This window comes from Vibrio sp. 1CM2L (genome assembly GCF_023161695.1).
Taxonomy (GTDB): Bacteria; Pseudomonadota; Gammaproteobacteria; order Enterobacterales; family Vibrionaceae; genus Vibrio; species Vibrio coralliirubri.
In genome coordinates this window covers 1,049,891-1,072,691 of record NZ_JALNTT010000002.1, presented here as the reverse complement: position 1 = coordinate 1,072,691, position 22,801 = coordinate 1,049,891, and the positions used below count along the sequence as shown (strand labels likewise).

15 protein-coding genes are annotated in these 22,801 nt (G+C 45.6%); 8 read left to right on the top strand and 7 right to left on the bottom strand.

The genetic code is table 11. The features are described 5' to 3' along the window. Nucleotides 1–9 precede the first annotated feature (9 nt). The 8 genes from MSG34_RS09835 (at nt 10) to MSG34_RS09800 (ending at nt 11,896) form a co-directional block, all read left to right on the top strand. A complete protein-coding gene (locus MSG34_RS09835) occupies nt 10–2,343 on the top strand; it encodes a patatin-like phospholipase family protein (RefSeq protein WP_248337203.1) in 2,334 nt (777 codons plus the stop codon). A gap of 272 nt (nt 2,344–2,615) precedes the next feature. Beyond that, nucleotides 2,616–5,204, top strand: coding sequence for a bifunctional aconitate hydratase 2/2-methylisocitrate dehydratase (acnB, locus tag MSG34_RS09830; protein WP_050645383.1), 2,589 nt, complete (start codon nt 2,616–2,618; stop codon nt 5,202–5,204). 283 nt (nt 5,205–5,487) lie between these two features. After that, nucleotides 5,488–5,862 (top strand): YacL family protein, encoded by a 375-nt coding sequence (locus tag MSG34_RS09825; RefSeq protein ID WP_248337201.1) that lies wholly within the window; start codon nt 5,488–5,490, stop codon nt 5,860–5,862. A gap of 232 nt (nt 5,863–6,094) precedes the next feature. Next, nucleotides 6,095–6,433, top strand: a complete 339-nt coding sequence (glnK, locus tag MSG34_RS09820; RefSeq protein WP_004738200.1) for a P-II family nitrogen regulator — start codon at nt 6,095–6,097, stop codon at nt 6,431–6,433. Between the two features lie 27 nt (nt 6,434–6,460). Then, entirely contained in the window at nt 6,461–7,690 is a 1,230-nt protein-coding gene (locus tag MSG34_RS09815; protein WP_048605711.1) for an ammonium transporter, read from the top strand. 294 nt (nt 7,691–7,984) lie between these two features. Beyond that, nucleotides 7,985–8,998 carry a Fe(3+) ABC transporter substrate-binding protein gene (locus MSG34_RS09810; protein ID WP_016790767.1) on the top strand — a complete coding sequence of 338 codons (1,014 nt, stop codon included), beginning with the start codon at nt 7,985–7,987 and terminating at the stop codon, nt 8,996–8,998. 244 nt (nt 8,999–9,242) lie between these two features. Beyond that, nucleotides 9,243–10,868 carry an iron ABC transporter permease gene (locus tag MSG34_RS09805; RefSeq protein WP_050620019.1) on the top strand — a complete coding sequence of 542 codons (1,626 nt, stop codon included), beginning with the start codon at nt 9,243–9,245 and terminating at the stop codon, nt 10,866–10,868. Continuing rightward, entirely contained in the window at nt 10,868–11,896 is a 1,029-nt protein-coding gene (locus MSG34_RS09800; protein WP_017059417.1) for an ABC transporter ATP-binding protein, read from the top strand. Before MSG34_RS09805 ends, MSG34_RS09800 begins: the two co-directional genes overlap by 1 nt. Nucleotides 11,897–12,046: 150 nt before the next feature. Here MSG34_RS09800 and MSG34_RS09795 read toward each other — a convergent pair whose 3' ends face one another. The 7 genes from MSG34_RS09795 to MSG34_RS09765 all read right to left on the bottom strand — a co-directional run bounded on the left by MSG34_RS09795 (nt 12,047) and on the right by MSG34_RS09765 (nt 22,799). Further along, entirely contained in the window at nt 12,047–13,459 is a 1,413-nt protein-coding gene (locus MSG34_RS09795; protein WP_048612323.1) for a phosphoglucomutase/phosphomannomutase family protein, read from the bottom strand. A gap of 74 nt (nt 13,460–13,533) precedes the next feature. Further along, nucleotides 13,534–15,939, bottom strand: a complete 2,406-nt coding sequence (locus MSG34_RS09790; RefSeq protein WP_050633604.1) for a N,N'-diacetylchitobiose phosphorylase — start codon at nt 15,937–15,939, stop codon at nt 13,534–13,536. A 127-nt stretch (nt 15,940–16,066) separates the two neighbouring features. Continuing rightward, the gene (locus MSG34_RS09785; protein WP_248337199.1) at nt 16,067–18,013 is read right to left on the bottom strand and encodes a family 20 glycosylhydrolase; all 1,947 of its coding nucleotides are present in this window, start codon (nt 18,011–18,013) and stop codon (nt 16,067–16,069) included. Between the two features lie 12 nt (nt 18,014–18,025). Continuing rightward, nucleotides 18,026–18,910, bottom strand: a complete 885-nt coding sequence (locus MSG34_RS09780) for an N-acetylglucosamine kinase (RefSeq protein WP_248337198.1) — start codon at nt 18,908–18,910, stop codon at nt 18,026–18,028. A 2-nt stretch (nt 18,911–18,912) separates the two neighbouring features. After that, nucleotides 18,913–20,634, bottom strand: coding sequence for a glycoside hydrolase family 9 protein (locus MSG34_RS09775; RefSeq protein WP_248337196.1), 1,722 nt, complete (start codon nt 20,632–20,634; stop codon nt 18,913–18,915). Nucleotides 20,635–20,732: 98 nt separating this feature from the next. Further along, nucleotides 20,733–21,728: an ABC transporter ATP-binding protein gene (locus MSG34_RS09770; RefSeq protein WP_048605696.1), complete on the bottom strand. Its 996-nt coding sequence runs from the start codon at nt 21,726–21,728 to the stop codon at nt 20,733–20,735. Nucleotides 21,729–21,815: 87 nt separating this feature from the next. Continuing rightward, nucleotides 21,816–22,799, bottom strand: a complete 984-nt coding sequence (locus tag MSG34_RS09765; RefSeq protein ID WP_048605693.1) for an ABC transporter ATP-binding protein — start codon at nt 22,797–22,799, stop codon at nt 21,816–21,818. Between the last annotated feature and the right edge of the window lie 2 nt (nt 22,800–22,801).

Genomic DNA, 22,801 nt, shown 5'->3' with positions numbered 1-22,801 from the left:
GTTAAAATAATGATTTCTCGTTGGTTAGTGAGTGGCTTAGGCATTGTCGGTACCGTGATCAGTTTTCAGCTGTTTGCATCCACCGCGACACAGGTTGATCAATCTCAGCAGGCTGAACAAGCTCATAAAAGGCCAACTGTTGCTGTCGTTCTTGCTGGTGGTGGGGCAAAAGGTGCAGCTCACATTGGTGTGCTTAAAGCCCTAGAAGAGATGCAAATCCCGGTTGATTACATTACCGGTACCAGTATGGGCTCATACGTTGGCGGTCTTTATGCGACAGGGATGAGCGCAGACGAGATCGAGAGCTTTATTTATACGGTCGATTGGAATCGCGGTTATCGTGATCGCGTTAACCGTAGTGATCGCCGTGTACGTGACAAAGAATATGAAGACCGCTACCAACTGAACACCGATCTCGGCTTAGGTTGGGGCGAAATCAAAGCAAGGAAAGGGGTGGTGCAAGGCCAGAATATGTTGCGTATTCTGCGTGAGACCACGGGTAATCTATCCTCATTTGATTCTTTCGACCATCTTGCTATCCCATACCGTTCTGTTGCAACCGACATTATCGAACTTGAAGAGGTGGTCATCGACCATGGTCACCTTGTTGATGCCATGATGGCCAGTATGTCAGTTCCCGGCGCGCTTCCCCCTTATGAACTCGATGGTCGAATGCTGGTTGATGGTGGTGTCACCAATAACATGCCCGTCGACGTTGCCAGAGCGATGGGTGCAGACATCGTCATTGCGGTGGATATCAGTACCAACTACAAAGGCAAAGATGATTTCACGAATTTTCTAGCGGCAGCTGATCAACTCTCTAATTATCTTGTTCAACGCAGCACCCAAGAGCAAGCTGAAACACTCACAGACGATGATGTCTTCCTGCGCCCAGATGTTGGGGAAATGGAGACGACAGAGTTTGATAAAATGCCATCGGCTTTCCTCGCGGGCTATGAAGCCGCTAAGCAGCATACTGATGAACTTTCTAAGCTATCGCTCTCAAATGCCGATTATCAGCATTATATCGAGGACAAACAAAAAGCACGTAGACAGCTTAAACACGGCGATCAGACCGTCGTTGACCGAGTTGTGATCAATAACAACACCCACTATTCCGATAAGCTGATCGAAAACCGTTTAAACCTTGATTCAGGTAAGGTTCTGAAGACCAGTGAGATTGAATCTAAAGTACAAGACCTCTATGCGCTAGATAGATTCGAGTTGGTGACGTATGAATTTGACACCGTGGATGGTGAGGAGCAATTGCAGGTCGATGTGAACGAAAAATCTTGGGGACCAAACTACCTCAACTTTCGATTCTTTCTTGAAGATGACTTCTCGACGACCAGTCAGTACTCGATCGGTGTTTCAGCCAACTTTACCGATATCAACTCGCACGGTGCAGAGCTAAGAACCAATATCGAGATGGGAACGGATAAACGAATTGAGGCGGAACTCTATTCGCCATTCTTTTCGAGTCAAAAATTGTTCACTTCTGCATCGATTGTATATAGCAAGGAAAACAGAAACCTACCGGTAGATATTGACGATATTGAAGAGCCGACACTGGACGTAACGAAAGACTACTTTCCAATGACTTATAGCGAGTATGTCGGTGAATTAGCATTAGGCTATCAACCTACTTTGTGGCAAGAACTGAAATTTGGTGCTCGTTATACTGATGGGGATGTTGAGGTGGCTTCTTTACCTTCGTTAGGTAATGGTGGTTACACGCGTATTGGTGGGTTTATCAATTATCGATTGGATACTTTGGATAACTTCAGCTTGCCAACGGAAGGTTATTTTGTTGATTTAGAATACCTTGTTTCTCATGATGACTTTCAGAATGATACCTCTATTAACGAAACAGAGTTGACGTCTGAGAGCGATACGGTTTATGAGTTTTCGGCTAATTTAATGGCTGCAAAGAGTATCGAAAAGCATACTTTAGTCGCAAAGCTCGATTACGGTATTGTAGAGAGCAAAAATTCGATTTTCCCTATTGATCCTAAAGAGCTTGGTGGCTTCTTAAACCTGTCAGGTATTCCAAGGAACAGTATGATTGGGCAGAACTTGGCTTACACCAGCCTTATCTATCGTTACAAGTGGTTTGAAAATGACTTCGGCCTCTTTGAATCACCATTCTACGTGGGGGCATCCATTGAGCATGGTGGTGTTTGGTCGAACAATGATTTGAGTATTGATGAAGCGCCAATGTACACCGCGGGTTCTGTTTTCGCGGGTGTCGATTCACCAATCGGGCCGATCATTTTAGCTTATGGCCGAACCGAAGATAATTTCGATTCGGTGTATCTGATTGTAGGTACGTCCTACAAATAATCATGCGCAGAGTCGCCATTTAAGTGCGTAATTAGGCAAAAATAGTGGGACTTTCGTCTTAACTTGCTATGTTGGTCAAAATGATAAGATTTTAATTTAACGTTAAATTTGCTATTCTACCGCCCACAGTTTGGCCTCTATGACGCCGCTCATCAATACAAATTGAATGACAAAAATGGCAATGGAGAGCCAAGTTTCCAAGGATGTTCACTTCTTTATTTTACTAACAATTATGAAGGGAAGAAGTGAACCGCAATGAGAGGAAAAAAGTCGTGCTTGAAGCCTACCGTAAACACGTCGAAGAACGTGCTGCCGAAGGAGTTGTTCCAAAACCACTAGATGCTGAGCAGGTAGCTGGCCTAGTTGAACTTCTGAAGAATCCACCTCAAGGTGAAGAAGAAATCATTCTTGACCTACTAGAAAATCGCATTCCACCGGGTGTAGATGAAGCTGCTTACGTAAAAGCTGGCTTTCTTACGGCTATCACTAAAGGTGAAGTAGCTTCTCCACTAGTAAGCAAAGCAAAAGCTGCAGAACTGCTTGGTACTATGCAAGGCGGTTACAACATCGAATCTCTAGTATCTCTACTAGACGATGCTGAGCTTGCTCCAATCGCTGTTAAAGCGCTATCTCATACTCTACTGATGTTCGATGCGTTCTATGACGTAGAAGAGAAAGCGAAAGCTGGTAATGCATCTGCACAACAAGTACTTCAATCTTGGGCTGATGCTGAATGGTTTACAGCGAAAAACAAAGTAGCGGAAAAGATCACCGTTAAAGTATTTAAAGTTACCGGTGAAACGAACACTGATGACTTATCTCCAGCGCCTGATGCATGGTCACGTCCTGATATCCCAGTACACGCGAAAGCGATGCTGAAGATGGAACGTGATGGCATTACTCCTGATGAACAGGGTAGCGTTGGTCCAATCAATCAAATTGAAGAAATGCAAAAAGATGGCATTCCACTGGCTTACGTTGGTGATGTTGTTGGTACAGGTTCTTCACGTAAATCGGCAACAAACTCAGTACTTTGGTTCATGGGTGAAGATATCCCATTCGTACCAAACAAGCGTACTGGCGGTGTTTGTCTTGGTGGTAAAATTGCACCAATCTTCTACAACACAATGGAAGATTCAGGCGCACTACCCATTGAACTGAACGTACAAGATATGAACATGGGCGATATCATTGATATCTACCCGTACGAAGGTGTTGTTCACAAGAACGGTTCTGTGATTTCAAACTTTGAGCTAAGCAAAGTACTTCTTGATGAAGTGCGTGCTGGTGGCCGTATTCCACTGATCATCGGTCGTGGTCTAACGGGTCGTGCTCGTGACGCTCTAGGTCTAGAAGAAACGGATCTGTTTGCTAAACCAATCGACCCATCTGCATCTGATAAAGGCTACACGCTAGCTCAGAAGATGGTTGGTAAAGCATGCGGCGTTGAAGGTGTACGTGCTGGTCAGTACTGTGAACCTAAAATGACGACAGTCGGTTCTCAAGATACGACCGGTCCTATGACTCGTGATGAGCTTAAAGATCTGGCGTGTCTTGGTTTCTCTGCAGACCTTGTAATGCAGTCTTTCTGTCACACATCGGCATACCCTAAACCGGTCGATGTAAACACTCACCATACGCTACCTGATTTCATCATGAACCGTGCGGGTGTTTCACTTCGTCCAGGTGATGGCGTTATCCACTCATGGCTAAACCGTATGCTTCTTCCTGATACTGTAGGTACAGGTGGTGACTCGCATACTCGTTTCCCTCTAGGTATTTCATTCCCTGCGGGTTCTGGCTTAGTAGCATTTGCTGCGGCAACAGGCGTAATGCCTCTTGATATGCCTGAATCTATCTTGGTTCGCTTTAAAGGTGAAATGCAACCGGGTATCACGTTACGTGACCTAGTACATGCCATTCCTCTTTACGGCATCAAGCAAGGTCTACTGACGGTAGAAAAAGCCGGTAAGATCAACGAATTCTCTGGTCGTGTACTAGAAATTGAAGGTGTTGAGCACTTATCTGTTGAGCAAGCGTTTGAGCTTTCTGATGCATCTGCTGAGCGTTCTGCTGCAGGTTGTACGGTTAAGCTATCTCAAGAGTCTATCGATGAGTACCTGAACTCGAATATCGTTATGCTTAAGTGGATGATTGCTGAAGGTTACGGTGATGTTCGTACGATTGAGCGTCGTATCACAGCAATGGAAGAGTGGTTAGCGAACCCTGAGTTGCTATCTGCTGATTCAGATGCGGAATACGCTCACGTTATCGAGATTGATCTTGCTGACATCGATCAACCAATCCTATGTGCACCAAACGATCCAGATGATGCTCGTCTTCTTTCTGATGTTCAAGGCACTGAGATTCAAGAAGTGTTCATCGGTTCTTGTATGACCAACATCGGTCACTTCCGTGCTGCAGGTAAGATGCTAGAAGAGTTTAACGGCTCGCTAAATACTCGCCTATGGGTGGCTCCGCCAACGAAGATGGATAAAGACCAACTGACAGAAGAAGGCTATTACGGCATCTTCGGTCGCGCTGGGGTACGTATCGAAACTCCTGGTTGTTCACTATGTATGGGTAACCAAGCTCGTGTTGCTGATGCTTCGACGGTTATGTCTACGTCAACGCGTAACTTCCCGAACCGCTTAGGTAATGGTGCGAACGTTTATCTGGCTTCTGCTGAGCTTTCTGCTGTTGGTGCGATTCTAGGTCGCATCCCAACGAAAGAAGAGTACTTAGAGTACGCTGAGAAGATTAATGCAACGGCTGCTGATACATACCGTTACCTGAACTTCCATAAAATGGGTCAGTACACGGAAAAAGCAGACACGGTTATCTTCCAAGAACCAGCTTAGTTCCTCGTTATATTTGTAGCTGCAGCGTTGTTGACTGCGTACGTTCACCCTAATCACATAGAGCTTCTATGCTCATAGGGATGAACGTACTTGTCGCCTAACTGCAACTCCAACTATTTAGAGGAACCCAAATGATAGAACGTCTACTTCGGTAGGCGTTTTTTTATGTCTGAATACTGGACGACGAGCGACTCGATCTCTTGATGACTTCGCTATATACTCTCGCCTCATTTTTGCCACAACCCTTTTATTGGACCTCTTTTTATTAGAGCTTTGGAGCCTTATGGAATTCGAATTTACTAGAAACACTCTAATGGGTGAATACTATGTGAAATGTAGCATGGGCCATGAGATTGTTGGCCGTTGGCTTCAAGAAGAGATCGGTAAAGATAAGCAGAAATTAGATCATGTGATGGCGTTGATTGAGCAATCTCGACAGGACCTGAGCAATGAAGTGACGCTGCTTGGCAAAGAGATTAGCCTTGCGATCAATGAAGATGAAGTAACGATTCAAGAAAACGTGTTAGCGCATGAGCAAGAGATGGAAGAGGGCAGTGAATTCGACTTCTATAACTGTGAAAGCCAAGCAAGCTGCGGAATCGACGATTTCGAACTGCTCATCGAACGCTGGATGGATTTTTTAGGTTACTATTCCTAACACCTATTTGTTAGTCATTCAGAGCTTTGAAGGCGCCGTTGCCCAAAACTGGAGCAATAAGAGCATCACGCATTAAGATAGTGAAAAGGCCGCACCATATTGGTGCGGCCTTTTTCGTTATTACGACCTTATTATCTTCATCTTATTTAAAATCAAGTACTTAACTTTTTGGCACGCTACTTGGATTGTAATAAGAGAATTAACGGATTAAGTAAGAATTTAAGGAACGAATATGAAATTAATAAATGCCATTGTTAAGCCATTCAAATTAGACGATGTACGCGAAGCGCTCTCTGATGTGGGTATTGAAGGTATGACTGTTTCTGAAGTGAAAGGCTTTGGTCGTCAGAAGGGACACACTGAATTGTATCGTGGTGCAGAGTACCAAGTGGATTTCCTACCAAAGGTGAAGCTAGAGATTGCTACCCAAGCTGAGAATGTTGACCGAGTTGTTGAAGCGATTAGCCAAGCGGCACACACCGGAAAAATCGGCGACGGTAAAATTTTTGTGTATGACCTAAGCCAAGCCGTACGAATTCGTACTGGTGAAATGGATGCTGAAGCACTTTAAAGAATTACAAGGACTGGAGACTTTAATATGGAACTTACAACAACAGTAACGGAACTACGTTACGCACTAGACACTTTTTTCTTCCTCATTTCAGGTGCGTTGGTAATGTGGATGGCAGCAGGCTTCGCGATGTTAGAAGCTGGCCTAGTTCGTTCAAAGAACACCACAGAAATTTTAACTAAGAACATCTGTTTGTACGCAATTGCTTGTACAGCTTTCTTAGTGGTTGGTTACAACATCATGTATGTCGACAACGGTGAAGGCGGTTGGTTGCCATCATTTGGTACTCTAATTGGTACACAAGGTGAAGGCGCAGACCACTCTCTAGAATCAGACTTCTTCTTCCAGGTAGTATTCGTTGCAACAGCAATGTCTGTAGTATCTGGTGCGGTTGCTGAGCGTATGAAGCTTTGGTCATTCCTAATCTTCTCTGTAGTACTAACAGCGTTCATTTACCCAGTTGAAGGTTACTGGACTTGGGGCGGCGGTTTCCTATCAGAAGCAGGTTTCAGCGACTTCGCAGGTTCAGGTATCGTACACATGGCTGGTGCAGCAGCAGCGTTAGCTGGTGTTCTACTACTCGGTGCTCGTAAAGGTAAATACGGTAAGAACGGTGAAATCTACCCGATTCCTGGTTCAAACATGCCACTTGCAACGCTAGGTACATTTATCCTTTGGTTCGGTTGGTTCGGTTTCAACGGCGGTTCTCAACTGATGGTTTCGGATTTTGAGAACGCAACAGCAGTAGGTCAAATCTTCCTAAACACCAACGCAGCAGCAGCAGCGGGCGCAATTGCAGCACTACTAGTATGTAAAACAACTTGGGGTAAAGCAGACCTAACAATGATTCTTAACGGCGCGTTAGCGGGCCTAGTAGCAATCACTGCAGACCCTCTATCACCATCACCTCTATTTGCTGTAGCGATTGGTTCGGTATCTGGTGCATTGGTTGTATTCAGCATCATCGCTCTAGACAAAGCTAAGATTGATGATCCAGTAGGTGCTATCTCTGTACACGGTGTATGTGGTTTCTTCGGTCTAATGGCTGTGCCACTAAGCAACGCTGATGCAACGTTTGGTGCTCAACTATTAGGTGCAGCAGTAATCTTTGCATGGGTATTCGGTGCTAGCTTAGCGGTATGGGCAGTGCTTAAAGCAACAATCGGTATCCGAGTAACGGAAGATGAAGAACTTGAAGGTATGGACATGCACGATTGTGGTGTCGGCGCTTACCCTGAGTTTGTATCAGTAAAATAATTAACAGTCGTCGCCTAATCTGAATGGGTTAGGTTGGATAAAGAAAGCCCCGTAACTCTTGTTGCGGGGCTTTTTGTATTTACGGTTGAACAATATATAAACACGAGCGTTGAAGTTAGACTCATTGTTTAAGGGGGATGACAAGACACAAAGTTGAAATGGTTTGTTACAAAAGTGAGAGTTTAAATGGTCTGAGTAGACGGATTTTTTGTTGGTCGTCATTGTAATTATGTTAATGATGAATATAATAACGCAACTGATAGACATTATCATTTCGATATAAAGGATTTTACAATGAAGAAACTGCTAACACTTTCAGCTCTAGCGTGTGGTGTAATTGCCCCGACAGCAATGGCTGCGGAAGAAGTAAACGTATACTCTTACCGTCAACCTTTCCTTGTTGAGCCAATGTTCAAAGAGTTCACAAAAGAGACTGGCATTAAAGTAAACGTTAAGTTTGCTAAAAAAGGTTTAGCAGAGAAGTTAGCTCAAGAGGGTGAATACAGCCCAGCTGACGTTGTCTTAACTGTAGATATCAGCCGTCTATCTGAACTAACTAAACAAGGTCTAGTTCAATCTGTAGAGAGCGATGTACTTGAAAAGAACATTCCTGCTCAATACCAAGATACAGACAACGAGTGGTTCGCTCTAACAACTCGTACACGTAGCGTTTATTCTTCACGTGACCGTGTTGGTCGTCTAGGTGAAGAGTTCACTTACGAAGATCTAACTAAGCCTGAATTTAAAGGTAAAATCTGTACTCGTAGCGGTAAGCACCCATACAATGTTTCTCTAGTATCTTCGATGATTGCTCACAAAGGTGAAGCTGAAACGAAAGAATGGCTAGAAGGCGTAAAAGCAAACCTAGCACGTAAGCCTCAAGGTAACGACCGCGCGCAAGTTAAAGCGATTAAAGAAGGTCTATGTGATGTTGCTCTTGGTAACAGCTACTACCTAGGTAAGATGGTTAATGATAAAGAGCAAAAAGCTTGGGCTGACTCTGTTTACATTAACTTCCCTAACCAAGAGACTACAGGTACTCACGTAAACATCTCTGGTATGGCAATGGCTAAATACTCTCCAAATGAAGAGAATGCCGTTAAGTTGATGGAATTCCTATCTGGTAACACAGCACAAAGCATGTACGCAGAAGTGAACTACGAATACCCAGTGAAAGCAGACGTTAAACCTTCTGAGCTTGTTGCTTCATGGGGCGAGTTCAAAGCGGATACTATTTCTCTAGATGAAATTGCAAACCACCACGCGGCTGCAATCAAGCTATTAGACGAAGTTAAGTTCGATCTATAATTTATTACGGTAGGCTTCGGCCTAAGTAAAATGACAACCTCAAGTCGCCATTTTGGCTACTTGGGGTTGTTTGTCATTGGAAAATCACTTTTTGATACAAAGCACCCCGTTGATCCCTTGAGTTATTAGCATCTCACCTTGAAGTCATTAGAGTATATGGGTATAAATAACCCCACCATTAAAAGGATATGAGATGTATTTGCAAATGCATTTGTGTTTCATTAAGCCTCGTTGTAGTTAGGCGATGAAAGAAAAGAATTATTTATGGAACACCAGTAGCAGTATTATTGCTGTATTACTGGTTTTACCGATCTTAGCGATTTTTACGACGGCTGTTGGAGAAACGGATGAGCTATTCTCTCATCTGATGTCCACAGTGATGCCTACCTATGCCTACAATACGGTGGTTTTAGTCATAGGAACCATGTTCCTGTCTTTAGTTTTTGGTATTCCGTCGGCTTGGGTTATGGCAATGTGCCGTGTTCCGGGAGAGCGTGTTTTGCAGTGGGCACTCGTCCTGCCATTAGCAATGCCAGGCTATATTGTTGGCTATATCTTTACTGATTGGTTCGACTTTGCTGGTCCTGTTCAGGTTTTACTGCGAGATCTTACTGGGTGGGGACCCGGTGAGTATTGGTTCCCGGATATTAGAACCTTATCTGGCGCTATTATTGTTCTATCTCTCGTTCTCTATCCTTATGTTTATTTGCTGTGCCGCGCGGCATTTATGGAACAAAACGTCTCCTTATTGCAATCCGCTCGGTTACTAAAATGCTCACCTTGGGAAAGCTTCCGTCGTATCTCCTTACCACTTGTTCGTCCATCAATGGCGGTCGGTTTATCGCTTGTTGCAATGGAAACCATCGGTGACTTTGGTACCGTGAGTTACTTTGCGGTAAATACTTTAACGACTGCGGTTTATGATACTTGGCTAGGCTACTCAAGCTTAACGGCAGCTGCGAAAATATCGGCAATCATGCTGGTTATCGTGATCCTACTGTTGAGCTCAGAGCGATACAGTCGCCGTAAGCAGAAGCTATTCCAGAACCAGTTCAGTAGCCGCGAAGATTTTCGTTACGACCTTTCTGGTTGGAAAAAATGGCTGGCACTATTCTGGTGCTGGGGATTAGTTTGCGTTGCATTCCTGTTCCCTCTTGGCCAGCTCATTATTTACGCCTACAAATATTTTGCTCAAAGCTGGACCCCTGAATTCAGAGAATATGCCATCAACAGCCTTTACGTTTCGGTAGCTGCTGCGATTATTGGCGTGATTATCGCGATGATTGTTAACTTTAACCAACGCGTTAGTCCGAGTAAGAAAAATCAGGCTTATATGCGCCTCGCTTCGATGGGCTATGCCGTCCCAGGCACCGTGTTAGCGATTGGTGTAATGGTACCTGTTTTGTTCATGGATCACTTGGTCAATGACATTGCGAAAGTGATGGAGTGGGGGCGACCTGGTTTGATCTTCTCTGGTTCGATGTTCGCGCTAATCTTTGCCATGGTGGTGCGCTTTTCGGCAGTGGCAATTGGCAGTATTGAAAGTAGCTTGAGTAAAGTATCTCCTTCATTGGATATGGCTTCGAAAACTATGGGTTGCAATACCAATCAGATGTTACGCCGTGTTCATTTACCTTTGATTAAACGTGGCGCATTGATCGCTGGTTTACTGGTGTTTATCGAATCAATGAAAGAGTTGAATGCGGCATTGCTGCTGCGTCCTTTCAACTTCGAGACATTGGCGACTTATGTTTATAACTATGCCTCAGATGAGCACCTAGAATTGGCGGCGATGCCTGCTGTATTATTGGTGTTGGTGGGTTTAATTCCTCTGATCATCGTAAACCGTTCCTTGGAGCAGAAAAACTAATGAGTTGTGCATTATCAATTAAAGATCTGACTTGTAAGTATGAGTCGCAAACCATTTTGGAAGCGCTCTCGTTAGAAGTTGAGCATGGTGAAATTGTTTGTCTTCTTGGTGCGAGTGGCTGCGGTAAAACGACCTTACTGAAGGCGATTGCGGGCTTACTTCCATTAAGTAGCGGTGTGATGAGTTTGAACTGTCAAACCATTGATGATGGCGAGAATTGGTTGCCACCAGAGCAGCGTAACATTGGTATGATTTTCCAAGATTACGCCCTGTTTCCGCACCTGACGGTAAACCAGAATGTCGGCTTTGGCTTGAAAGACCTTTCTGAGCAGCAAAAGAAAGACAAGGTTCAAGAGATGCTGGAGCTGGTTCACTTAGATGAGTACGGTGACCGCTACCCGCACCAACTTTCAGGTGGTCAACAACAGCGTGTCGCGATTGCTCGTTCTTTGGCGTACAAGCCAGACTTACTACTGTTAGATGAACCATTCTCAAACATCGATACTCAGGTTCGTCATGAGCTGATTTCTCAGATTCGTAAGATCTTTAAGAAGCAGGGTGTTACAGCTATCTTCGTAACTCACAGCCGTGAAGAAGCGTTCGCATTTGCAGATAAAATGGCAGTAATGAACCATGGTGTGATTGAGCAGTATGGTTCGGCATCTGAGTTGTATTTCCATCCTTCGAGTAAGTTCGTTGCAGACTTTTTGGGCGGCGGTAGCTACCTTAATGCACAGCGTATTTCAGAGCATGAATTTGAAACCAGTTTGGGTATGGTTGAAGCCAAACCGCAAACGGAGATTGAGTTCGGTAATACGTGTGAACTTCTGTTAAGACCCCAACATATCCAAGCAAGTTACGAGCAAGATAGTGCTATTTCGGTGCTAGAACAGCAATTTATGGGTGATCATTGTCGTTATGTAATCGAAGCGCATGGTCAGAAGTTATTAGCAACCTCGTCAGAAGCACTTGAAGTGGGTATGCCGGTCAACGTAAAAGTCGATACCAAAGGCGTATTGGCTTTTTAAAGAGATATAACGCGATACTAATCGTTACAAGAATCGTGATAAAAAAGCCCAGCACTTTAATCAAAGTACTGGGCAAGAGTCCTTCACTTATAGGCTTTAACAAGGCAGTGATTTGTTAAGTCCCATACAAAACTGCTGCACTCTATAAGCCTATAGAGAGAGGAAGTCTTTCACTTTTTGAAGAACACGTTCTGCAGTGTCTTTATCTTCCATTTCTGCGAAGATTCGTAGTAACGGCTCTGTTCCTGAGAAGCGAGCAATGACCCAGCCGCCATTCTTGAAGTACACCTTGGCACCATCTTCATAGCTGACTTTTTCAATTTCGTATTCAAATTCAGGCAGTTGCTTCTCGACGTAGATCTTAGTGTAGAGAGCTTCCTTCTCTGAAGGTTTAAACTTGCAATCGCCTTCCGCCGTATACGCATAGCCATACTTAGAGTAAATCTCATCAAGCAGCTCAGACAGCTTCTTGCCTGTCACACTGATCATCTCAACCAGTAAGCTTGAAGCAAATACGCCATCCTTACCTTTGATGTGACCACGAATGGTTAACCCCCCCGAACTTTCGCCGCCAATCAGAGAATCATCAGCTTCCATTTGCGAGCTGATGTGCTTAAAGCCTACAGGAACCTCAAAGCTCTTCTCACCATGATCTGCCGCCACTTTATCCAGTAGATGTGTGGTTGCGATGTTACGAACGACAGAGCCCTTCCAGCCTTTGTATTCCAGCAAGTAGTAGTAAAGCAGGAGTAGTACTTCGTTAGGGTGAATGAAGTGACCTTTCTCATCGATGATTCCCAAACGGTCGGCATCGCCATCAGTACCAATACCAATATCATAGCCTTCTGCTGCAACTAAGTGCTTCAAGCGATAGAGCGTTGCGGCATTTGGCGATGGCATCAAGCCACCAAAATCTGGGTTTTTGCCATCGTTGATGACGTCGACATCACAGCGACCGTTAATCAGCACTGTTTGCAGAGCATTTTTTGCCACGCCAAACATTGGATCAATCAGTACACGTAGGTTAGCTTTCTTGATCGACTCGATATCGATGAAGTTGATGATCGAATCAACAAAGTCGTTCATCGGGTTGATGATCTCGATTTCTTTGTCGTTTAACGCCTGTTCGAAATCGACTCGGATAACGTCTTCGTTGGTCAGTGTTGCGATTTGCTGTTCGATCTTCTCTGTGATGATCTCATCGGCATCGCGACCGCCTTCAATGAACACCTTAATACCATTGTAATCAGCAGGGTTGTGAGAAGCGGTAATACACGCCGAGTAGGTGCATCCCATCTCTTTCGCTTGGAACATCACGATAGGAGTTGGAACGAACTTATCGATGAAGCTCACTTTGATGTTGTTCGCCGCAAGTACTTCTGCAAACCAACATGCGGCTTTATCGGAAAGGAAGCGACGGTCATAGCCGATCACAAATCCATTCTTGGCTGCATCTTCGTTGTTGATGATGTTAGCGAGCGCTTGCGCTACCAAACGTACGTTTTCTCTAGTGAACTCCTCACCAATGAAAGCGCGCCAGCCACCTGTACCAAATTTAATCATTAGAAAATCCTTTTAGTCTCATTGTCTCAAGCCTGTAAAAACTTGAGACAAGAGCTGTTCGTTAAATTGCGTGACTAGCCTAGAACAACGACAACATCGTTCACGCTGCCTTCTGCTTGTACTGGGATTGCGCCTTCAACTGACTCACCATTGATAGTGATAGAGGCAACGCCTTTGCTTACGGCATTCGGGTTTTGCACTGTGATGTTGTAAGTTGCGCCACGCCATTGACGAGTAACCTCGAACTCTGGCCAATCAGTCGGGATACAAGGATCAACCGTCAAGCCTTCAAAGCCTGTACGAACACCAAGAATGAAGTTGGTTACCGCGAAGTAAGCCCAACCCGACGTACCCGTTAACCAAGGGTGGTTTGCACGGCCGTGGTCTTGGTGATCTTTACCCATGATGAACTGCACGTACGAGTATGGTTCTGCGTAACGTGTTTCAATCATGTCGTTTTGGTTGTACGGGTTCAGTGCGTCGTAGAACTTCATAGCACGGTCACCACGACCTAGTTTCGCTTCTGCTACCCAAGCCCATGGGTTAGGGTGAGAGAAGATTGCGCCGTTCTCTTTTACGCCTTGGTAAACGCGAGTTACGAAACCGATATCATCGTTTGGTGTTGCAAATGAAGGAGAGTTTAGGTGTAGGCCGTATTCTGAGAAAAGGTTCTCATCAACAGCGTCCATCGCTTTCTCACCACGTTCTTGAGATACCGCGCCAGATAGAACCGCGAGCGTGTTTGACTCAAGGTGTACACGACCTTCAGCTTGTTGAGCGGTACCGATCTTGTCGCCATTTTTAGTCAGACCACGGATGTACCAACCACCCTCGTCATCCCAAAGATGCGTTTCACACGCTTCGCGAACGTTAGCTGCCATTTCAGTGTATTTCGCAACGTCAGCATCGTTATTACGGAACTTAGCAAGATCTAGGAATTCTTGTAGCGCCCAGAAGTGTAGGAATGAAACCATTGAAGATTCACCGCCACCTAGGTTCAAACAGTCATTCCAGTCAGCTCGAAGACCTTTACAGATACCCGTTTGACCCACGTATTCAGCAGAGAAGTTCAGTGCCGCTTTCATGTGTTCGTAAACTGTCGCGTCGCCACCGTCTGCGTATGGAATCACTTCATCAAAGAAGTCGTGCTCACCGGTTTCCATTACGTATTTGATGATGGTCGGAACGATCCATAGGTGATCATCAGAACATGTGTCTTCAATACCGTGGATCTTGTCATCATCTGACGGTGTTGGAACAACCGTTGGTGATTTTGATGGCTCAACGTCGGCTTTCTCTGGATCGAACCAGTCAGGATCGAACAAGTGTAGACCGTAGCCCGCTTTCACTTGGCCGCGAAGCAGGTCGATAATACGCTTCTTGGTCATTTGTGGGTTGGCATGAGGTACTGAAATAGCATCTTGCGCAGTATCACGGTAACCAAGGCCAGTACGACCGCCAACTTCGATGAATGATGCAAAGCGTGACCAAACCACACAGGTTTCCGCTTGGTATAGCGTCCACGTGTTGATCATTGTGTCTAAGCCTTCGTTTGGTGACTTAACTTGGAATTTGTTGCAACGCTCGTCCCAGTGATCTTTGATGCCTTGGAAAGCGGCGTCTACGTTTGCTGTGTCTTGGTACTTCTCGCGTAGGCGTTCACCGTTGCCTTTACCGATACCGAGTACATAAGCAAAGCGAACTTCTTCACCCGGCTGAATCGTAAATTGCTTGTGCAGAGAACCACAGTGGTTGTAACAAGTTTGAGCGCTGTTAGAACACTTACCGTTTTCAACCGCAATTGGATTTGCTTCATCACGGTACATACCAAGGAAGTTGTCACGTTGGCCATCGTAGCTGTCTGGTGAGAAAGTTGAAGCTAGGTAGTAGAAGCCTTCAAAGTCGTTAGTGTTGTAGTACAGGTCGTATTCCAGAACACCTTCTTGGTAAGACGTGCCCGCAGAGTACAAAGACATCTGATGGTTTTGATTATCCGATTGAATATGGCTGAAAGAGAACTCAACAAACGAGAAAGTGCTGATAGTACGTGGCTTGTCAGTGTTGTTCTTTAATACAACGTCCCAAACTTCTGCATCTTCACCCTTAGGTACGAATAGCGTCTTTGTTGCGGTAATGCCGCTGTATTCACATTTGAATTTTGAGTATGACAGGCCGTGACGAACTTCGTAGTTCGCTTCATCTAGGCTCTTTGCCACTGGTTGCCAAGAGATAGACCAGTAATCACCCGTCTCATCATCACGCAGGTAAACATAGTGTCCTGGGCGGTCGAATGTGCCGTTTGGACGGAACTTAGTAACACGGTTGTATTCCGGAGAATTGTAGAACGAGTAACCGCCCGCATTGTGCGAAATCACGGTACAAAACTTTTCAGTACCTAGGTAGTTTGTCCAAGGTGCTGGTACATCAGGGCGAGTGATGACGTATTCGCGATTGTCGTTATCGAAATAGCCGTATTTCATTGTTATTTCCTTTTTAACAAACTGCATCTATGCAGCTAATTTTTAAATAGTGATGCTGAGTCGTATCTAACTGAGCACCTTAATTTGAGTCAGCAACCACTCGATGTGAGTGTCGCTTTGGTTTGTTTTATTGAGCTTTCCAAGGGTTGCGATAATCAACATTGAGTCTGTCGAGTAATGGCAGATGCCCCTTTAGGCGAGATAGGTAATCTAGCCAGTTTCGGTTGTTTTTATGTGTCCAACATCCTTCAGCTAAAGCGCTAATTCTTGGGAATACCATGTAATCCATACGCTTTTGGTTGGTGACGATCTCACACCATAGAGCACACTGAATTCCGCGGATCCGCTTACGAATTGGGTCGGTGTCGGATATCTCAGCAAGTGCTTCGTAGGTATAAGCTTGTTCTAATGGGATAACGGCAGCCCAATCAACGCCCGGTTCTTCCGGTGCATAATCTTGGGTCATGTCGAGATAGGTAAACTGTGCAGGTTGCAACACCACATCAAAGCCTTGGCGAGCGCAATTGACAGCCGCTTCTTCACTGAGCCACGAGTAGATGATGGTCTCTTTACTCACTTTGTCGCCGTGCTGTGCTTCTTCCCAGCCGACCATGCGTTTGCCGAGTTGCTTAAGCTTGTTCTCGGCATAGCGGAATAGGTGGCCTTGTAGGTCTTTGCTGTCTTGGTACTGGTGTTCTTTCATCAATGCTTGAGCAGCAGGGCTGTTGGTCCACACGCCCGGTGGCACTTCGTCTGCACCCATGTGAATCAATTCGCTCGGGAACAGCTCTGCGACTTCTTCAATAACCGCGTCTAAGAATTGGTAAGTGCCTGGCAAGCCTGGGTTTAGGACGTTGTCGTTGTAGTGCTGAATGCTCTTGTATTGAGTGGTATCAGCTTGCTCTACCAGCATGTCAGGCAGTGATTTGATCGCGGCACGGCAGTGTCCCGGAATGTCGATCTCTGGGATTACCGTGATGCTGCGATGTTCTGCGTATTCAATGACTTCGCGAATCTGTTGTTGTGTGTAGAAGCCGCCATAGTTGTCCGCAATGTGGGTATATTGCGGCTCTAGTGCATGATCAGGGCCACGCCAAGCGCCAATTTCTGTTAGTTGTGGCAGGCTCTTTATCTCAATTCTCCAGCCTTCATCATCGGTTAGGTGCCAGTGAAAAACGTTGAATTTGTAGTGCGCCAATTGGTTGATTAAACGCTTCACTTGATCCACTGAGTGGAAGTGACGAGCGCAATCCAACATCATGCCGCGGTACTTAAAGCGTGGTTGGTCGGCTATCTTGCAACATGGTAGAGAGAAGTTCTCTGCGTCCAGTTGTTGAACTAGTTGAATCAAGCTTGCCACAGCGTGTGTAAAGCCCGACTGGCTGCCTGATTCAGCAATAATCTGTTGTGCAGCGATGGTCAGCTTGTATTCGGCTTCATCTAACGTCGGGTTGCTGCGAAATAGAATGTCGCCGCTTTCGTCCTTTGAAAGCTCAGCTGAAAGCGCGTTCGAAAGAGGCAGCTCAAAGGTCGAGAGCAATTCTTGCTGGAACCAAGATACTGCCTTATCAGCAAGATGAGATTGAACTTCAATTCTGCAGTCGCTACTTAGTGCGAAGCTACCTTGTTGAAGTTCGATATGATTTGGTTGAGGAATCAATGCAATCTCAGCAGCGTTAACTTCAGGTATTTGATTGCGTTCACGGTATGGCGAAGCCAGTACAATGGGTGATATCGCGACAGGCAGTACCGATGTTTCTCCATCATGATGTGACTGGATAAAGGCATCGTTAAGGCCATCAGAATAGAAGCGGAATGGTGCGCTTTGAATACTGAATTCAAGGTAGTAATGGTTGTTGGCCTTTAACACTAACGAACTTGGTGTGAACGAGCAAAAGCTGCCAACTTGAGTCAGCTCTCCTTGCGATAAACTCTCTGGAAGGATGAATCGATCAAATGCAAAGTGCAGAGACCAATCTTTTACGTCGAGGTCACTTAAGTTATGTACCGTAAGGCCAAATCGGCAGTTATTTTTTTGTTCAGAAAGAACAGCTAAGTCGATGCGATAATTCATATAACTTCCCTGCTAAGCCTGTTGATACAAGTTGTGTTGTGGTTTTCCGGCAAACATCAATGCGCCTTCAATAGCGTCGAATTGAGGTTTAACGATCCATTGTTGTACTGGTGGTGATAGCCAGTTGAGAATACGCTCTGCGATACTTCCCATTAAGCACACCTTGTCCGCACCTTTGCGATGTAGCGCTAAGACAAACATTTCGATATCAGCCGCGGTTTGCTTGAGCATCTCGATAGCCAGTTCATCGCCTTCGTTAGCCAGCTGAAAAATCACTGGCGAGAATTGACCGTAGTCTTTTGGTATTGCGCCTTTTGACCATTCGACGATGGCATCCACATCATTATCAAAGTGATTCATCACGTGCTGAGTCAGTGGGGTTTTGCTGCGAATACCGTCTTCTGCAAGCAAGACTTGTTGAATCAAACGTAAGCCCATAACCGCGCCTCCGCCTTGATCTGAAATCGGGAATTCACGACCACCAACCACATGTTGCTCACCGTCTTTTAGGTAGATTCCGCAAGAACCCGTACCACCAATCATGATTGCGCCGTTTTGGCCATTGTGAGCACCAATGCAAGCGCCATAAGCGTCGGTATTTAGTGTCATGCTTGCGAAAGGGTGCGGTTGTGACATGAAGTCGAACCATGCTGATTTTTGCTCAGCGCCAGCCAGTGCTAGGCCAACATGCATATTAGAAAAATCGTTAGAGTTAAGTTGTCCTTGTTGTGCTGCTTTTGTGATGGCATCAACAATAGAATTCATCGCCACATCCACACCCAAAAGGATGTTGGCACTGCCACTTTTCGCTTCACCAATCAGTTTGTCTTGGTCATCACGAATACGAGCACGACAAGAAGTGCCGCCACCATCAATACCGACGTAGTAAAGAGTCATGATTATTGCTCCTTACGCTGTGCTAAGAAGTTGAACTGTGCAGCGGTTGCTAATAGGAACCAAGCGCCGTGAGGGATCCATTGTTCACCCCAGCGCCAGTTTTGGAGCATGTCATCTTTTTGAGCGGGTGGATTGAACGCAATGTCTTGCTCATCATCAAAACCAGCTGTGATGCCATTACAGATACCGCCTTTCGCATTGAAGAAACCAAGCTGAGGTAAGTAGTCTGGATTGTTATGGCCATGACCATCGAGCATGCACATGTGATATGGGTTGAGACCCAAAATCCAATCAAGGCTATTTTGTGAAAGCTGGATCAAGCGCTCTTGAAGTTCGCTATCTTTAATGTGCGGTTGAACTAGGTAAGCCATGGTTGCGAGTGAGCCAAGGCGTGCGTTCTCGCCTTGCCACCAGTAACCGGTTTCGTTCTGTTGAGCGACGAAGAAGGCATCACGCTTATCACCATCGACAGATTTAACATACTGTCTTGGGTAGCCGAATGGGTTGGTGACTTTGTCGGTAATGTTGATTTCGAACTGACAAGCTTGTTCAACAACTGTGCGCGCCTGTTCTTTTAATTCAGCATCGCTTTCGTTGTTGATGTATTCGCATAGTGTAATCACCGGAAGGCCGGCTTCTGCTGCGTGAAAGTATGGACGAGAGCCATCAGAGTTTGCAGACCAGAAGTGCTCAAATGAATTATCTGACTGTTGGCGAGAGATTAAGCGAGTCGCCCAAGTTCTTGCTTCTAATAGGTATTGCTGGTCTTGTGTTACGCGATACAGCTCATTGGCTGCGAGTAGGGCGCAATATTCATCGATGATGTTCTCTTCACCATCGTTTAGATACTGGAGGTTGTACTCTTTTAAGTGCCAGTAACCCTTAACCGCCGTTTCAAGGTAAGTGTGGCTCGAGTAGCTGCCAGAGATTTCAAGCTCAGAAGCTGCAGCTAATGCTGCGATAGCAACCCCTGCACCTTGTCGGTAGCCCGCTTGTAAGTCTGTTGACTTATGACCTTCTTGAGTCGCATAAGCGCAGATGTCACGTTGGTTGATGTCTTTGCTCCATTTATCGAATACCGTCATATAGAAGTATCCGTCAGCGTCTTGCATACGCACCAAGAAGTCGGCACCGAACAGAGCCTCTTCCGTTAGACGAGTCATGGAGAATTTTGGGAAGTCTGGATTATGGCTAGTCAAGCGTACGCCTTTTAGCATGTTCCAAACGACCATTGGAATTTGTTGTGGGTTTAGGTAGTTACCATAAGACAGGTGGCTAAAATACTTACTGACATCACCTGATGCGTCATACCATCCACCGTGGACATCGACGTATCGGTCGGTACCTAGAATTTGTGCTTGTCGATCTTTTTTGTCGAAAATACCGCCACAGCGTTGTGATTTAAAGTAATGAAGCACATCAGAGAATGTGTGGTTCATTAATAGGTTGCTACCAATCTCAAATACTTCAGAGCGCAGGTTGTCAAAGCGCAGGTAGTAGCGACCAGATTCAGTGACTGAACTGAAATCGATAGTGAAGAATTGCCCTTGATGCCAATTTGCTACGCGGCCTTGTTTAACCACATCAAAACTTCCGACAGTCATATGGTTGTCAGCACAGACGAGTAGAGCCGTTGTGCTAGATAGGCGAGCTTTCTTAGTTTGTAGGATAGCTTGCTTCGGGCCTGTGGACTCATAGCCAATATGGTTGGTCAATAACAGCATCAATATTCTCCGACAGTCCTAGTTTCTATTGGCTAGGTACTTGAATGTTTTGGATATAAATAGTTAGGGTCCGCAGACCCTAACTTGGGTTTTATTGCTTAGCTTTCGTGTAGGTAACAGCGAACAAAGTGGTTATCAGCGAGCTGTGTAACCCCTGGTAGCTGCTCTTTACACTTATCCATTGCATGAGTACAACGACCTGCAAATGGGCAGCCTGCTGATACTGGTGTCCACAGAGGAATCTCACCTTTGTTGCCAGCAAGTTGCTCGTGGATCGACTTCTTAGGATCTGGAACAGCAGAAACAAGCAATTGCGTGTATGGGTGCTGAGGGTTAGCAATTACGTCATCGGTATCGCCCCATTCCACCATGTGTCCTACGTACATCACTGAAAGATCTTCGGCGATATAACGAGCAGTTGCGATATCGTGAGTGATGTAAAGCAGAGACATTTGCTTCTCAAACTTCATCTCTTCCATCAGGTTCAAAACACCGGCACGAATCGATACATCAAGCATTGATGTTGGTTCATCGGCTAGTACAACTTCTGCACCTACCGCGATGTTGCGCGCTAGGTTGACACGTTGACGCTGACCACCAGACAGTTGGTGAGGGTATTTCTTCGCCGTCTCTTTTGGCGGAATGAGACCAACTTGCTCTAAAAGATCGTAAACACGTTCTTCTAGTTCTCTCTTGTTGCCCGGAGATACTTTCTTGTGGATCAACAGTGGTCGAGCAATGTGGTGGAAAATATTGTGTGTTGGGTTCAGTGAACCAAACGGGTCTTGCCATACCATCTGCACACCTTCACGGTAATGCATAAGATCTTTTCTGCTTGAGATCTCTTGGATATCACGACCTTTGTATTCGATCGTACCGCCCGAAGGCGCGTACATTTTTGCGATCATTTTTGCGGTTGTTGATTTGCCTGAACCTGACTCACCAACCACTGCTAGGCCGCGACTTTTGTACATCTTGAATGACACGTCGTTAATCGCACGCATCATTGGGGTTTGAATGGTGGTGCTGCTTATTGGGAAGTCCTTTACGACATTCTTGCCTTCTACCAATAATTGACCGAAATCTTTGCTCATAATTGTCTCCAGAATCCTTATTCGCTTTGCTTGTTTTTAGGCGGTCGAGCCGCCTTGTTCGTTATTCACGCTGAGTCAGCGTGCAAGCTATAGCTTCCTTTGTACTATTGGGTCACCGTACAGGTGGCAGTTAGACAAATGTCCCGGGTCGATAGAACGCAGCTTGGTTGGCACCTTGGTACACGTTTCATGTACACGGTCACAACGAGCTTGGAAACGACACCCTTCAGGGATCTCTAACAGGTTCAGAGGGTTGCCCGGAATACCTGCTAGTTTTGTCTTTGGCCCTGTCAGTGGAGGGAAAGAACTTCCCAGCCCTTTGGTGTAAGGGTGGTAAGGGTTTTCTAGAATATCTTGAGAGTTAGCTACTTCGATTAGCTCACCTGAGTACATGATGCCGATGCGGTCAGAGAACTCGACCATCAATGACAAGTCATGGGTGATGAACAGAATCGAGAAGCCAAACTCTTCTTTCAGTGCATAGATCTTTTGTAGGATTTCGCGTTGCACAACCACATCAAGTGCGGTTGTCGGTTCATCCATAATGATCAGCTTTGGATTCAGTGCTAACGCGATAGCGATAACTAAGCGCTGACGCATGCCACCAGAGAATTGGTGAGGGTAGTCACTCAATCGGCTCGGGTGAATATCGACGATTTCAAGTAGACCTTCAGCGCGTTGCTTAGCTTGCTCACGAGTCATGTTGGTGTGACGCATGATTACGTCACAGAACTGCTCTTCCATTGGTAATACAGGGTTGAGTGCGTTCATCGCACTCTGGAATACCATCGACATCTCGCTCCAACGGAATGACTGCATACGGTCATCACTGTATTCCAGGATGTTCTCACCGTTGAAGATAACCTCACCACCACTGATGTAAGCGGGCGGCTTATGAAGACGCATAAGAGAGAAAGCGACCGTTGATTTACCACAGCCAGATTCACCAGCTAGGCCGAAGACTTCACCTGGAGCGATGTCGAAACTTACGTTGTTACACGCACGAACATCGCCAGACTCTGTGATGTAATCCACGCATAAGTTGCGGATAGAAATTAGTGGTTCAGACATGA

Bases quoted from the DNA above. Each gene is read 5' to 3' on its own strand.
- MSG34_RS09835 (WP_248337203.1), top strand. From the start codon at position 10: ATGATTTCTCGTTGGTTAGTGAGTGGCTTAGGCATTGTCGGTACCGTG.
- MSG34_RS09825 (WP_248337201.1), top strand. From the start codon at position 5,488: ATGGAATTCGAATTTACTAGAAACACTCTAATGGGTGAATACTATGTG.
- glnK (WP_004738200.1), top strand. From the start codon at position 6,095: ATGAAATTAATAAATGCCATTGTTAAGCCATTCAAATTAGACGATGTA.
- MSG34_RS09815 (WP_048605711.1), top strand. From the start codon at position 6,461: ATGGAACTTACAACAACAGTAACGGAACTACGTTACGCACTAGACACT.
- MSG34_RS09810 (WP_016790767.1), top strand. From the start codon at position 7,985: ATGAAGAAACTGCTAACACTTTCAGCTCTAGCGTGTGGTGTAATTGCC.
- MSG34_RS09805 (WP_050620019.1), top strand. From the start codon at position 9,243: ATGAAAGAAAAGAATTATTTATGGAACACCAGTAGCAGTATTATTGCT.
- MSG34_RS09800 (WP_017059417.1), top strand. From the start codon at position 10,868: ATGAGTTGTGCATTATCAATTAAAGATCTGACTTGTAAGTATGAGTCG.
- MSG34_RS09795 (WP_048612323.1), bottom strand. From the start codon at position 13,459: ATGATTAAATTTGGTACAGGTGGCTGGCGCGCTTTCATTGGTGAGGAG.
- MSG34_RS09790 (WP_050633604.1), bottom strand. From the start codon at position 15,939: ATGAAATACGGCTATTTCGATAACGACAATCGCGAATACGTCATCACT.
- MSG34_RS09785 (WP_248337199.1), bottom strand. From the start codon at position 18,013: ATGAATTATCGCATCGACTTAGCTGTTCTTTCTGAACAAAAAAATAAC.
- MSG34_RS09780 (WP_248337198.1), bottom strand. From the start codon at position 18,910: ATGACTCTTTACTACGTCGGTATTGATGGTGGCGGCACTTCTTGTCGT.
- MSG34_RS09775 (WP_248337196.1), bottom strand. From the start codon at position 20,634: ATGCTGTTATTGACCAACCATATTGGCTATGAGTCCACAGGCCCGAAG.
- MSG34_RS09770 (WP_048605696.1), bottom strand. From the start codon at position 21,728: ATGAGCAAAGATTTCGGTCAATTATTGGTAGAAGGCAAGAATGTCGTA.
- MSG34_RS09765 (WP_048605693.1), bottom strand. From the start codon at position 22,799: ATGTCTGAACCACTAATTTCTATCCGCAACTTATGCGTGGATTACATC.